Below are 13,125 nucleotides of genomic sequence, written 5' to 3'. Positions count from 1 at the left end.
CCTTTCAACGGCCTTGGAAGTCCGGGTCGCGGCGTTCCCGGAACGCGGCCAGGCCCTCTTTGAAATCGGCGGTGCGGCAGGAGAGTTCCAGATTGGACAGCTCCTGGTTGAGGGATTGCGACAGGGTGGCGTGCTGGCCGTAGGCGATGGCCTGTTTGGCCAGCCCGATCGCGACGGTCGGTCCGGCGGCCAGCCGCGCCAGCAGCGAGTCGACCGCGGTGTCCACTTCGTCTGCGGCAACCGCATCGTGGATCAGCCCCCAGTCGGCAGCCTGGGATCCGGTGACCTTCTCGCCGAGCAGCAGCATCCGCTTGGCCCGGGCCACCCCGGCCAGGCGGGGCAGCAGCCAGGTCGCTCCGGAGTCGGGGGTGAACCCGCGGCTCATGAACGGCTCCCAGAATGTCGCCCCGCTGTCGGCGATGGTGAAGTCGGCGGCGAGGGCGAGGTTGCAGCCCAGTCCCACCGCCCAGCCCCGGACTGCGCACACCACCGGCAGCTGGATGGTGCTGACGAGTTCGATGACGCGGTGTGCGGTGTGCGGGATCCGCCGCACCAGGTCGCCGGTACGCGGGCGTCGGCCTGAATCGTTGGTGGCGACCCAGTCGGCCCCGGTGCAGAAGTCCTCACCGGTCCCGGTGAGGGCGATGGCCCGCAGCGAGTCGTCATAGGCGGCGGCGGTCAGGACGTCGACCAGATCGTCGATCATCTGGTGGCTCAACGAGTTACGCCGCGACGGCCGGTCGAGGGTGATGCACAGTGTTGAGTCCGCGCGGGACGTGGTCACCGAACCGTCACTCACCTGGATTCCAGCCTTTCCCAATCCATACAGTTGCCCATACAGTAGGCGATGCGGTTACTATCTTGTACAAGTTAGCAAGGAAAGGTCGTCGATGGAAGGACGCGCCCGGCGCATCCGGCAGCCCCGGGTTGCCGACATCGTCGCGTCGAAACTGCGCGACGACATCCTGTCCGGCCGGCTGCGCGAAGGGGACATCCTGCCCACGCAGGAGAGCCTGTTCCAGGAGTTCGGGGTGAGTCCGCCCGCGTTGCGTGAGGCGATCCATCTGCTGGAGACCGACGGGCTGATCTCGGTGCGCCGCGGAAACGTCGGCGGGGCGGTGGTGCAGATGCCCTCGGCGGAGCGCACCGCCCACATGATCGGCATGGTGCTGCAGGCCCGTGCCGCCACGCCGGCGGATGTCAGCGAGGCCCTGCTGCACCTGGAGCCGATCTGTGCGGGCATGTGCGCCGCCCGCGCGGACCGCGCCACCGAGGTGGTGCCCTATCTTCAGGCGGAGATCGACTGTCAGACAGCGAACTTCGACGACGCCTCGCAGTATGTCCCCAACGCCCGGCGATTCCACGAGGCGCTGGTGTCCCGGTGCGGCAATGAGCCGATGATCTTGCTGATCGGCTCGCTGGAACTGATCTGGTCGACGCACGAGTCGGGGGTGTGGACCGGTGAAGGCGAGGCGGGGATGTCGGCGTCGACCATGCGGGCCGCGCTGCGGGATCACCAGCGCCTGGTGGACGCGATCGCCGACGGCAACACCGCCCGGGCGACCAGGCTCGCCGGCGACCATCTCTCCGCCGCGCGGCGCACCACGTTGGCCGCAGGCAACGACAAAACCATTGAAGCGAGGTTGATTTCGCATGACAGATGACCGGGTGCTGTTCGAGGTCGATGCGGATCACCGCATCGCCACCATCACGCTGAACAATCCGAAGCAGCGCAACTCCTACGACGCGGCCATGCGCGACGAGATCGCCCGCTACCTCGACATCGTGGCCGAGGACGACGACCTCACCGTGGTGCTGCTGCGTGGCGCCGAGGGGGTGTTCAGCACCGGGGCGGACATGAACAACGCCTACGGTTGGTATGGGGCAGAAGCGCCCGAAGCGCAGAAGAAGTCACGTCCCAGCCAGCGACGCCGACTTACCGTGGACCGCAAGTCGTTTGGCTTCTATCACAACTTCATGGGTTTCCCGAAGGTCACCGTGGGGGAGATCAGTGGCTACGCACTCGGCGGTGGCTTCGAGATGGCGTTGATGACGGATATCTCGGTGATCGCCCGCGATACCAAGATCGGGATGCCGGCCACCCGGTTCCTCGGTCCGGCGCTGGGCAGCCTGCACATGTTCTTCCACCGTCTCGGGCCGGTGCTGGCCCGGCGGATGCTGCTGACGGGGGACATCGTCGAGGCCGGCTCGATCGAGCACCTCGGCATCTTCACCGACACGTGTGACGCCGATCAGGTGACGGCCCGCGCGCAGTACTGGGCCGCCAAGGCGGCCAAGATGCCGGCCGACGGCGTGGTGATCGCCAAGGAGGCATTCCGGCTGGTCGAGCAGAGTCAGGCCTATCAGGGCGAGGAGGTGGCGAGTTACATCTTCCACGCCTACGGCACCAACCTGCAGTTCTCGCCGGGTGAGTTCAACTTCGTCAAGACCCGCGCTCAACATGGCACGAAGGAAGCGTTCCGGCTGCGCGACGAACATTTCCACGTCCCCGAACCGCAGTAGAAGCCCGTCCTGATACCGTTACATAAACTCGACATAGCGTAAAGGTGGATCCATGCCAACACCCGTCATCGTGGGCGCTGCCCGCACCGCGATCGGCCGCTCCTTCAAGGGAACGCTGGTCAACACCCCGCCGGAAACCCTGATCACCACGGTGCTGCCCGAGGTCGTGCGCCGCGCGGGCATCGCCCCGGAGGCCATCGACGATCTGATCTTCGCCGAATCCAACTACGGCGGCGGCGATATCGCGCGCTACGCAGCCGATGCGCTGGGCTGGCAGTCGGTACCCGGTCAGGCCGTCAACCGGCACTGCGCGGGATCGCTCACCGCGATCGGCAACGCGTCGGCCCAGATCGGCTCCGGCATGGAGCGGGTCCTGGTGGCCGGCGGTGTGCAGTCCCTGTCGTCGTCGCCACTGATGAAGTGGCGGGTTCCGGGATTCGGTCCCGAGATCGAGTTCATCGAGCCCTGGATGACGCCGACGCACGTCGAGACCCCGGATGCGCCGATGCGCGACATGTCGATCACGGTCGGCTGGAACACCGCGCAAGCGGCCGGGATCACCCGTGAGGACATGGATGCCTGGGCCGCGCGGTCGCACCAGCGGGCCATCGCCGCGATCGACGCGGGCAAGTTCCTCGACGAGATCGTGCCACTGAAGGTCAGCCAACCCGATGGCTCAGTCATCGAGTTCAGCGTCGACGAGCACCCGCGCCGCGGCACCACCGCGGAGAAGCTCGCCGAACTCAAGGTCCTGCACCCGGAGATCGAAGGATTCTCCATCACCGCGGGCAACAGCAGCGGCACCAACGACGCTGCCGCTGCTGTCGCCCTGGTCGGCGACGACTATGCGGCCGCGGAGAATCTCAACGTGATGGCCAAGGTCAGGGCCTGGGGTGCGGTCGGCGTCGCCGCGCGTGACACCGGCCTCGGCGGCGTCGAGGTGATCGGCAAGGTCTTGGACCGCGCCGGGCTCAAGCCGTCGGATGTCGCGCTGTGGGAGATCAACGAGGCCTTCGCCTCGGTGCCGATCGCCGCGGTGCGCAAGTACGGCATCGACGAGGAGCTGGTGAACTTCTCCGGCAGCGGATGCAGCCTTGGCCACCCGATCTCGGCGTCCGGTGCACGCATGGTCACCACGCTGATCTACGAACTGCAGCGTCGCGGTGGCGGTATCGGCGTGGCCGCGATGTGCGCTGGTGGCGGTCAGGGCGGCGGCCTGGTCATCGAGGTCTAGACGATGGTCGGCTCTGCGTCCCCGGCGCGAGTATCCGAGAAGGATGCGCCGTGGACGCAGAGTCAGCTGGCCGCGGCCTTGCGCCGGGCGGGCGTCTTCTTCGCCTTACCGGTGTTGGCCTCGATCCGGGCCGCTGCGTGGTCGAGGATGCATTCGAGGCCGTACTCGAAGTTCTTCTCGTCGGCCGCCCCGATGCGGTGTCCCTCGCTGGTGACCTGGGCCAGCAGCGGGGTGATCTCGGGGTCGATCACCATGGTCTCTTCGTAGTCGCCGGGGGCGTTGTCGTTGGCCCGGTTCTTCTCATACAGACGGTGCAGCACAACCGACCCGCGGACGTGTACGGACACGGCCGAATACGTGTCGAAGGCGTCCTCGACCGACAGCCCGGCCTCGACCAGCCCGGAGATCGCGGTCTCCATCTCCTGCACCCCCAGGCGTGCGGCCCGGGGACTCAGTGCCGACCGAATGAGAATGAGATCACACAGGATCGGGTTACCCATGAAGGCTTTTCGCATGGTCCTGGCGTGGTTGGCCAGTGACTCACGCCAGTCCTTGGCCTCCACATAGGGGGTGGCGACGACGAACTGGCGCAGTGCGCGGTCGGTCATCGCGTTGAGCAGATCGTCCTTCTTGCGGAAGTACCAGTAGATGCTCGTGACACCGACGCCGAGATGTTTGCCGAGCAGCGGCATGCTGAGGTTGTCGATCGACACCTGCTCGGCGAGTTCGAAAGCGCCGGCGATGATGTCGTCAGGATTGATGGACCCACGTTCGCGCCGTTGACGTTTCTCAGCGGTCGGCTGCTTTGCCACTGCGGGCACCTCCATCGAATAGATTCTGTTCAAGTCGTCCCTGTGCCGCGGCTCAATCGCAGGTGAATTTACCGCCGGCCGCCACCTGAACTGCGCCTATGCGCGCGTGTCGCGGGGTCTTGTCGCTGTCAACCTTACCGGTAGCCCTTCCGTGGTGGCCTTCCGCCACTCGCGCCGAGGCGTCGCTCGAGCGTGTACCGCGGGGCGCCGTCTTTGTACTGTAATACCTATAGTAGGCTTTTCCGGGGTATCGGGCTGCGCATAGCGAAGGGGCATTTGGTGTCGGAAGTAGTTTTGCGGGAGCGTCGGGGTCGCACGCTCGTCATCACGATCAATCGTCCGGAAGCGCGCAATGCGTTCAACCTTGCGGTGGTGCAAGGGCTCGCCGAAGCCATGGACGAACTCGATGACACCCCCGAGCTGTCGGTGGCCGTTCTCACCGGTGCGGGTGGAAACTTCTGTGCCGGGATGGACCTCAAGGCGTTCGCTTCGGGTGAGCTGCCGTACGTTCCTGGTCGCGGGGCGGGATTCACCGAGCGCCCGCCGCGCAAGCCGCTGATCGCCGCCGTCGAAGGGTTCGCGCTCGCCGGCGGGACCGAGTTGGTGCTGGCGACCGATCTGGTGGTCGCCTCCAAGGTCGCCAAGTTCGGCATTCCCGAGGTCAAGCGTGGTCTGGTGGCCGGCGGTGGCGGACTGCTGCGTCTGCACCAGCGCATCCCGTACCAGAAGGCCATGGAACTCGCGCTCACCGGTGACAGCTTCACCGCCGAAGAAGCCGCCGCGTGGGGCTTCGTCAACAAGCTGACCGAGCCCGGCGGCGCGCTCGACGGCGCGCTCGAGCTCGCCGATCGGATCACGGCCAACGGTCCGCTGGCCGTGGCGGTGACCAAGGAGATCATCGCCTCGTCCTCGGAGTGGTCGGCCGACGAGATGTGGAAGAAGCAGGGCGAACTGCTCGCACCGGTGTTCTCCTCGAACGACGCCAAGGAGGGGGCCATCGCCTTCGCCGAGAAGCGCGCCCCCAATTGGACCGGTTCCTGACCATCCCATGGATCTGGGATTCGCGGGTGCGGCCACCGTCGTCGTGGGCGGTGGCCGCGGAATGGGCTTCGCGACCGCGCAATGCCTGGCCGAGGATGGCGCGCGGATCGCGATCGTGGGTCGTTCCCGCGACGTGCTCGACGCTGCCGCAACGGAGCTGACCCGCCTCGGATCGCCGGAGGCGGTGCCCATCGTCGCCGACACCTCGGACGGCTCCCAGGTCGAGCGGGCCTTCGCCGCGGTGGGCGAGCGATGGGGTGAACTGAACGCCTTGATCAACACGGTCGGTCCGGGCGCCGCGGGCAACTTCGAGGAGCTGACCGACGACCAGTGGCAGGAAGCGTTCGATGCCGGTCTGATGGGTATGGTGCGGTGTGTGCGGGCGGCATTGCCGTTGCTACGCAAGGCCGAATGGGCGCGCGTCGTCAACTTCTCGGCCCATTCCACCCAGCGGCAGAGCACCCGGCTGCCGGCGTACACGGCGGCCAAGGCGGCCGTGAACAGCGTGTCCAAGAATCTGTCGCTGTTGCTGGCGAAGGACGAGATCATGGTCAACGTGGTGTCCCCGGGCAGCATCTCGTCGGAAGCGCTGCGTGGTTGGGCTGACACCGTAGGTGTCGACGGCAACGACCCGTATGCGTTGATGGCGGCCATCGACGAGCATTTCGGTCATCCCGCCCATTTGCCACGTGCCGGACTTCCCGGCGAAATCGGTCCGGTCGCAGCATTTCTCGCTTCCAGGCGCAACTCGTACATGACCGGGGCCAACGTCAACGTGGACGGTGGGTCAGACTTCATCTAGGGGGTTGGATGGCAACGGCAGGCGAAGCGCGAGACTGGGCCCGTCACGCACTGCGCGGAATCGGTGATTCGCTATACACCCCGTTCAGCGGCGCCGACGGCGACGACATCGACTGGGATGCCTACCGGTACCTCGTGCGCTATTGCGTCGGCGACCTCGGTCACCAGATGCTGTGGTGTACCAGCGGTTTGGCCGAGTTCTGGGCCCTGACCCTGGCCGAGCGCAAGCAGCTGCTCGAGGTGGCGATCGACGAGGGGCGACGCGCCAACCCGGATGTCGTGATCCAGGCCTGCACCGCGGCGACCTCGGCCAAGGACTGCGTGGAGCTCACCCGGCATGCGCAACAGGCCGGCGCCGACATCGTCTACATCCAGACGCCCATGATGGAGGCACACGCCGGAGAGGGTGTGCTGCGCTTCTTCCGATACGTCGCCGATCGCACGGACATCGCCCTCGGGATGTTCAACTCGCCGTCCTCCGGTTATGTGCTCACACCGGAGGAAAGTGCCCGGATCGCCGAGGCGATCCCGGCGGTGTGCGCCACCAAGGAGGGCGCCTTCCGGCCGGCCGCGAGCCGCCGTCTACATGAGCTGGCGCCGTACCTGGCGGTCTGGGAATGCGACACCACCGTGTACCGGGCGGGCTGGCTTCGGGACGGCATCGTGTGCCCGGCCCAGCTGGGCACGGCGGGGTACCTGTACGAGACCCCGCAACGCCGCATCTTCACCGAGTACTGGGACCTGGTGTACGCCGACCGGCTGATCGAGGCGATGGACTTCGGCCGGGAGTCCGGACTGGATCAGTTCAGCTTCGACATGGGGTCCTGGTTCACGTGTTACCCGGGTCGAGCCGACTACTTCACCCACTGGGCCGACGCGTTCAAGCACGCGGCCTCGGTGCTGGGGCTGCCCATCGGCGATTACCCGCATTCCCGTCCGCCCCAGGCGCCGCTGCCGGATGCGGCCAAGGTCCAGATCGAGACTGCTTACCGGAAGCTCGGTTTGATCGACGCCTGAACCGTCTTTGCGCAGGTCGCGACGCCAACACCAGGCTTGCGGAATGCACTACCGATAGGTATACAGTATGTATGTCTGAACGGCTGGTGTGGCTTCGGGGAGGTAGCGGCGCATGACGGTCGCCGACAGCGTGGGAACCGATGCGGTGCTCTACGAGACGACAGATGCCGGTGTCGCCGTCATCACGCTGAACCGTCCGGACCGGCTGAACTCGTGGGGTGCGGACATCTCTGCCGGCGTCTACGCGAATTTCGATCGCGCCGAGGCCGATCGCGCGGTTCGGGCGATCGTGCTGACCGGGAGTGGGCGCGGATTCTGCGCCGGTGCCTACATGGGCGCCATGCAGGACCTGGGCGCCGGCATCACCGAGGACACCGACGTCAGCAAGATTGTCGGCGAGCGCCACCCGCATTTCCTCACCGAATTGCGCAAGCCGGTCATCGCCGCCATCAACGGCGCCTGCGTCGGCATCGGCCTCACCCACGCGCTGATGTGCGACGTCCGATTCGCCGCGGCCGGAGCGAAATTCGCCACCGCCTTCCCACGCCGGGGACTGATCGGCGAATACGGCATCACCTGGATCCTGCCGCGGCTGGCCGGCTGGGGTGCCTCGGCGGACCTGCTCTTGAGTGGCCGGACCTTCCTCGCCGAGGAAGCGGCCCAGCTCGGATTGGTGAAAGAGGTTGTGGCGCCCGAGAACCTACTGGGCCGCGCCCTGGAGTATGCCGAGGATCTGGCCCGCAACTGCTCTCCGGCGTCCATGGCGGTGATCAAGCGTCAGCTCTACGGCGACGCCAACGACAACGTCGCCGACGTGAGTGACCGGGCCGAGAAACTCATGCACGAGTCCATGGTCCGCCCCGATCTCGTCGAGGGCATCACCGCATTCTTCGAAAAACGGCCCCCGAATTTCCCGCCCCTGAAAGAAGGTTGCTGACATGCCCGAAGCTCCCGAACGGCTTCCGTACCTTGCCGTCGACGTCGACAACCACTACTACGAGCCGATCGATGCGTTCACCCGGCACCTGCCCAAGGAGTTCCGGAGCCGTGGTGTTCAGATGGTGCAGGACGGCAAACGCACGTTGGCGGTGATGGGCGGAACGGTCAACCACTTCATCCCCAACCCGACCTTCGACCCGATCATCGAACCGGGCTGCCTGGACCTGCTGTTCCGCGGCGAGATCCCCGAAGGCGTGGACCCGGCTTCCCTGATGAAGGTCGACCGGCTCTCCGATCATCCCGAATACCAGAATCGCGATGCGCGGGTGAAGGTGCTCGACCGTCAGCGCCTCGAAACCGTCTTCATGCTGCCGACTTTCGCGTGTGGCGTGGAGGAGGGGCTCAAGCACGACATCGAGGCCACCATGGCGTCAGTACACGCTTTCAACCTGTGGCTGGACGAAGACTGGGGCTTCGACCGGCCCGACGGACGGTTCGTGTCCGCGCCCATCATCTCGCTGGCGGACCCGGTCAAGGCGGTCGAGGAAGTCGAGTTCGTGATCGGCCGCGGCGCCAAGCTGGTGTGTGTGCGGCCGGCACCGGTACCGGGTGCGGTCCGGCCGCGGTCCCTGGGGGACCCGTCGCACGATCCGGTGTGGGCCCGCCTGGCCGAGGCCGGTGTCGCCGTGGTCTTCCATCTGTCGGACTCCGGATACATGGCGGTCCCGGCGTTGTGGGGCGGCAGCGGCGTATTCAAGGGGTTCGGCAAGCGCGACCCGCTCGACATGGTGATCATGGATGACCGCGCGATTCACGACACCATGGCCTCGATGATCGTGCACCAGGTCTTCACCCGGCATCCCAAGCTCAAGGTGTGCAGCATCGAGAACGGCTCGTACTTCGTCTACCGGCTGATCAAGCGGCTGAAGAAGGCGGCCAACAATGCGCCGTACCACTTCAAGGAGGATCCGGTCGAGCAGCTGCGCAACAACGTCTGGATCGCGCCGTACTACGAGGACGACGTGAAGCTGCTCGCCGACACCATCGGTGTGGACAAGATCCTGTTCGGCTCGGACTGGCCGCACGGCGAGGGCCTGGCCGACCCGACCACCTTCACCGCCGACATCCCGCAGTTCCCGGAGTTCAGCCTCGAGGACACCAGAAAAGTCATGCGGGACAACGCTCTTGAGCTTCTGGGTGACCCGACCCGGACCGCGCCTGGCGTCGCGGGCCTGGTGTCGGTCTAGCCGCCGCCATGGTCGAATGGACGATCGGCGCCGTCGTCGATGCGATCGCCGAGGCGGTGCCCGACCGCGAGATGACGGTGTGCGGCGATCGCCGCACCACCTTCGCGCAGGGCGCTGACCTGACCCGCCGGCTGGCGAACTACCTTGCCTCGCGCGGGCTGGGCGCGTTCCGGGAACGTCGGGATCTGAACCGCTGGGAGTGCGGTCAGGACGTTGTCGCGCTGGTCATGCACAACGACCGGTACCCCGAGGTGGTGATCGGCTGCCTCAAGGCGCGCACCGTCCCGGTGAACGTGAACTACTACTACACACCGGGCGAGGTGGCCGACCTGCTGGCCTACCTGAAACCGCGTGCGGTGATCTACCACCGCTCACTCGGGGACAAGTTCGCCGACGTGCTCGGTGATGGTGTCGCCGAGGTGCTGATCTCCGTCGACGACGGCGACGGTACCGAGCTGCCGAATGCCGTGAGACTGGAAGATGCGCTGGCGCAGGGGGATACCGACCGCGACATCGCCCCGTCACCCGACGATCTGCTCATGGTCTGCACGGGCGGCACGACCGGCCGTCCCAAAGGGGTGATGTGGCGCCAGGCCGACATCTACGTGTCATCGATGAACGGCGCCGACCACGACCAGGTGGGCGAAATCCACGCCAAGGTGGCCAACGCAGGCCCGCCGTGGTTCGCTGTGTCGCCGTTGATGCATGCCGCCGGGATGTGGACCGCGTTCTCCGGCTTGTTGTCCGGTCAGACTGTGGTGCTGCACGACACCAAGCCACGTTTCGACCCACGTGCGGTGCTCGAAACCGCGCAGCGGGAGAAGGTCGGGCTGATGACGATGGTGGGCGATGCCTACGCCGGACCGATCGTCGAGGAGTTGGGCCGGCGCTCCTACGACCTGTCGGCGATGTTCGCGATCGGCACCGGCGGTGCCGCGACCAACCCGAAACATCAACGTGCACTGCTGGAGCACATCCCGCAGATCACCGTCATCAACGGGTTCGGGTCCTCGGAGACCGGCAACATGGGATTCGGCCATACCCAGCGCGAAACCCCGACCGCCGAAACCTTCCAGCTGCGCGCCGGTGGCCTGGTGCTCGCCGACGACTACTCCCGCTTCCTGGCTCCCGGTGACAGCGAGGTGGGCTGGGTGGCCCGCAACGGCCGGATTCCGCTCGGCTACTTCAACGACGAGGCGGCGACGGCGAAGACCTTCCCCGAGGTGGCCGGCGAACGGGTGGTGGTCTCGGGTGACCGCGCCTCCCTCGACGCTGACGGCACCCTGCGCCTGCTGGGCCGGGATTCGCTGGTGGTCAACACCGGTGGGGAAAAGGTCTTCGTCGAGGAGATCGAGGAAGCCCTGCGGGCACACCCCCACGTGGTGGATGCCCTGGCTGTCGGCCGGCCCAGTGAGCGATGGGGTGAGGAGGTTGTCGCTCTGGTGTCGGTCCGCGACGCCGTCGACGTCGCCGCGCTGCGGGAGCACTGCGGCACCCGATTGGCCCGGTTCAAACTGCCCAAGGACGTGCTGTTCGTCGAGGAGATCCGCAGACTCGGCAACGGCAAGGCCGATTACCGCTGGGCCAAGCGCCTGGCGTCGCAACAAGCGGAGATAAAAGCATGAATCACAAGGTGATTGACTGTCTGGCCAACGTGCACTTCGGCGAGACCGAGAACCAGCCCACCTTCATGAAGAAGGTGCGCGACGATTACTTCAAGGGCCCGCAGTCGATGTACGACCCCATCGACCTGTCCGAGCTGCTCGATGAAATGGACACCCACGGGGTGCAGAAGGCCATCCTGATGGATTCCCTGGCCAAGCCGTCGGTGACCGCGCGGAAGTTCGTCGAGGCCCAGCCCGACCGGTTCGCGCTGGCGATGGGCGGGGTGAACCTGTTGCGCCCCATGCCGTCGTTGCGAGAACTGGCAGCCGTCGTGGCTGACTTGCCGGTCGCGTACGCCGTTGTGGGCCCGAGCTTCTGGGGTGACGGGCAGTATCCACCGAGCGATGCGGTCTACTACCCGCTCTACACCAAATGCGCCGAGCTGGAACTGCCGTTGTGCGTCAACACGGGCATCCCCGGTCCGCCGATCCCCGGTGAGGTGCAGAACCCCATCCACCTCGACCGGGTGTGCGTGCGGTTCCCGGAATTGAAGCTTTGCATGATCCATGGAGCGGATCCATGGTGGGACATCGCGATTCGGATGCTGATCAAGTACCAGAACCTACGGTTGATGACGTCGGCCTGGTCGCCCAAGCGGCTGCCGGAGTCCCTGCTGCACTTCATGCGGACCCGAGGGAAGGGCAAGGTCATCTTCGCCTCGGACTTCCCGGTGCTGCGCATGCAGCGCGTAGTGCCCGAGGCGCTGGCGCTCGACCTGCCTGCCGACGTGCTGGACAACTATCTCTACAACAACGCTGCGGAGTTCTTCTTCGGCGACGGCCCGGAAATGGAGCGCTGATGGACCGCTATGAACTGCGCAGGCTGGATTACAGCCTGACCGAGGACCACGTCGACCTGCAGACCGCGTACCGGCAGTTCTTCAAGACGCACTCCGACATCGAAACCGTGCGCGCGGCCGAACCGTCAGGGTTCGACAAGAGTCTGTGGGAACGGTTGTGCGCCATGGGAGCCACCACGATGGCACTCCCGGAATCCGTCGGCGGCGACGGGGCGACCCTGGTGGACCTGACCTTGGTGGCCGAGGAACTGGGGCGCTCGCTGGCGCCGGTGCCGTGGATCGACCACGTCGTGGCGGCACGCTTGCTCGCACGGCTGGGTGCTCTCGAGTCGGAGGACGTCGTCAACGGCACCCAGTTGGTGGCGATCGACCCTCAGCAGGTCGCACCAGCCGGCTCACGGCTCGTCCCGGCCGGGTCGATCGCCGACCACATCGTCGTCCGCGACGGGGAGAGCATCGTGCAGCTGGGATTCTCCAGCCGGCCGGCGCGCGTCGACAACATCGGAAAGCTGCCGATGGCGTGGGTGGATCCGGCCGCCGCGGACTCGCGGGTGGTGCTGGCCGGCGGTGCCGAAGCGGTGGCCGAATATCAACGGGCACTGGATGAATGGCGTTTGCTGACGGCCGCCGCGCTGGTGGGGCTGGTCGAGGAGACCATGACGATTGCCGCCGAGTTCGCCAAGTCGCGCTACACCCTCGGCGTGCCGATCGGCACGCTGCAAGGCATCTCCCATCCGCTGGCCAACATCGCGATCACCGTCCAGAGCGGGCGGGGCCTGGTACGTCGGGCCGCGTGGTTCCTCGACAACGAGCCCGACGAGCGGTCGGAATTGGCCCCGTCGGCGTTCGTCTTCATGGCGGAGGAGGCCGCCAAGGCCGCCACCATGGCGGTACACGTTCAAGGTGGGCTGGGGGTGTCCGCGGAGGCAGCGGCTACCGCGTACCTGGTACGGGCCCGAGGCTGGGCACTGGCCGGCGGTGACCCCGGCGCCTCCGCGGTCCGCATCGCTCAGATTGTGGCCGCCCGGGAAAGCAGCGAGGTTTAGG

The 13,125-nt window shown here is 66.4% G+C and carries 13 protein-coding genes; 11 read left to right on the top strand and 2 right to left on the bottom strand.

The genetic code is table 11. The features are described 5' to 3' along the window. Nucleotides 1–4 precede the first annotated feature (4 nt). Nucleotides 5–799 carry an enoyl-CoA hydratase/isomerase family protein gene (locus G6N57_RS26410; protein WP_174814523.1) on the bottom strand — a complete coding sequence of 265 codons (795 nt, stop codon included), beginning with the start codon at nt 797–799 and terminating at the stop codon, nt 5–7. Between the two features lie 91 nt (nt 800–890). On the opposite strand from G6N57_RS26410, the gene G6N57_RS26405 reads away from it, so the two are divergent. Genes G6N57_RS26405 through G6N57_RS26395 form a run of 3 tightly spaced genes read left to right on the top strand, consistent with a single transcriptional unit; the run spans nt 891 to nt 3,757 of the window. Then, entirely contained in the window at nt 891–1,664 is a 774-nt protein-coding gene (locus tag G6N57_RS26405; protein WP_077743769.1) for a FadR/GntR family transcriptional regulator, read from the top strand. Further along, on the top strand, nt 1,654–2,523 hold the full coding sequence (locus G6N57_RS26400; protein WP_077743770.1) for an enoyl-CoA hydratase/isomerase family protein: 870 nt from the start codon (nt 1,654–1,656) through the stop codon (nt 2,521–2,523). The genes G6N57_RS26405 and G6N57_RS26400 overlap by 11 nt, the downstream gene beginning before the upstream one ends. 52 nt (nt 2,524–2,575) lie before the next feature. Next, on the top strand, nt 2,576–3,757 hold the full coding sequence (locus G6N57_RS26395) for a thiolase family protein (protein WP_077743771.1): 1,182 nt from the start codon (nt 2,576–2,578) through the stop codon (nt 3,755–3,757). A 62-nt stretch (nt 3,758–3,819) separates the two neighbouring features. On the opposite strand, the gene G6N57_RS26390 is transcribed toward G6N57_RS26395, so the two are convergent. Further along, nucleotides 3,820–4,584, bottom strand: coding sequence for a TetR/AcrR family transcriptional regulator (locus G6N57_RS26390; protein ID WP_174814522.1), 765 nt, complete (start codon nt 4,582–4,584; stop codon nt 3,820–3,822). 264 nt (nt 4,585–4,848) lie between these two features. Between G6N57_RS26390 and G6N57_RS26385 the strand changes: the two genes are divergently transcribed. The 8 genes from G6N57_RS26385 (at nt 4,849) to G6N57_RS26350 (ending at nt 13,124) form a co-directional block, all read left to right on the top strand. Next, a complete protein-coding gene (locus G6N57_RS26385) occupies nt 4,849–5,610 on the top strand; it encodes a crotonase/enoyl-CoA hydratase family protein (protein ID WP_077743900.1) in 762 nt (253 codons plus the stop codon). Nucleotides 5,611–5,617: 7 nt separating this feature from the next. After that, nucleotides 5,618–6,412, top strand: coding sequence for an SDR family NAD(P)-dependent oxidoreductase (locus G6N57_RS26380; RefSeq protein WP_077743772.1), 795 nt, complete (start codon nt 5,618–5,620; stop codon nt 6,410–6,412). An 8-nt stretch (nt 6,413–6,420) separates the two neighbouring features. Continuing rightward, on the top strand, nt 6,421–7,428 hold the full coding sequence (locus G6N57_RS26375; protein WP_077743773.1) for a dihydrodipicolinate synthase family protein: 1,008 nt from the start codon (nt 6,421–6,423) through the stop codon (nt 7,426–7,428). Nucleotides 7,429–7,540: 112 nt separating this feature from the next. Beyond that, nucleotides 7,541–8,365 carry an enoyl-CoA hydratase gene (locus G6N57_RS26370; protein WP_077743774.1) on the top strand — a complete coding sequence of 275 codons (825 nt, stop codon included), beginning with the start codon at nt 7,541–7,543 and terminating at the stop codon, nt 8,363–8,365. Nucleotide 8,366: 1 nt separating this feature from the next. Further along, nucleotides 8,367–9,614 carry an amidohydrolase family protein gene (locus G6N57_RS26365; protein ID WP_077743775.1) on the top strand — a complete coding sequence of 416 codons (1,248 nt, stop codon included), beginning with the start codon at nt 8,367–8,369 and terminating at the stop codon, nt 9,612–9,614. Nucleotides 9,615–9,622: 8 nt separating this feature from the next. Further along, nucleotides 9,623–11,239, top strand: coding sequence for an acyl-CoA synthetase (locus G6N57_RS26360; RefSeq protein ID WP_077743776.1), 1,617 nt, complete (start codon nt 9,623–9,625; stop codon nt 11,237–11,239). Further along, nucleotides 11,236–12,078, top strand: a complete 843-nt coding sequence (locus G6N57_RS26355; RefSeq protein ID WP_077743777.1) for an amidohydrolase family protein — start codon at nt 11,236–11,238, stop codon at nt 12,076–12,078. Before G6N57_RS26360 ends, G6N57_RS26355 begins: the two co-directional genes overlap by 4 nt. Next, complete coding sequence (locus tag G6N57_RS26350) at nt 12,078–13,124, top strand: acyl-CoA dehydrogenase family protein (protein WP_077743778.1); 1,047 nt, start codon at nt 12,078–12,080, stop codon at nt 13,122–13,124. Before G6N57_RS26355 ends, G6N57_RS26350 begins: the two co-directional genes overlap by 1 nt. Nucleotide 13,125: the final 1 nt, after the last annotated feature.

The organism is Mycolicibacterium boenickei (genome assembly GCF_010731295.1).
In the GTDB taxonomy this organism is placed as follows: Bacteria; Actinomycetota; Actinomycetes; order Mycobacteriales; family Mycobacteriaceae; genus Mycobacterium; species Mycobacterium boenickei.
This window is presented reverse-complemented; position numbering and strand designations above follow the sequence as displayed.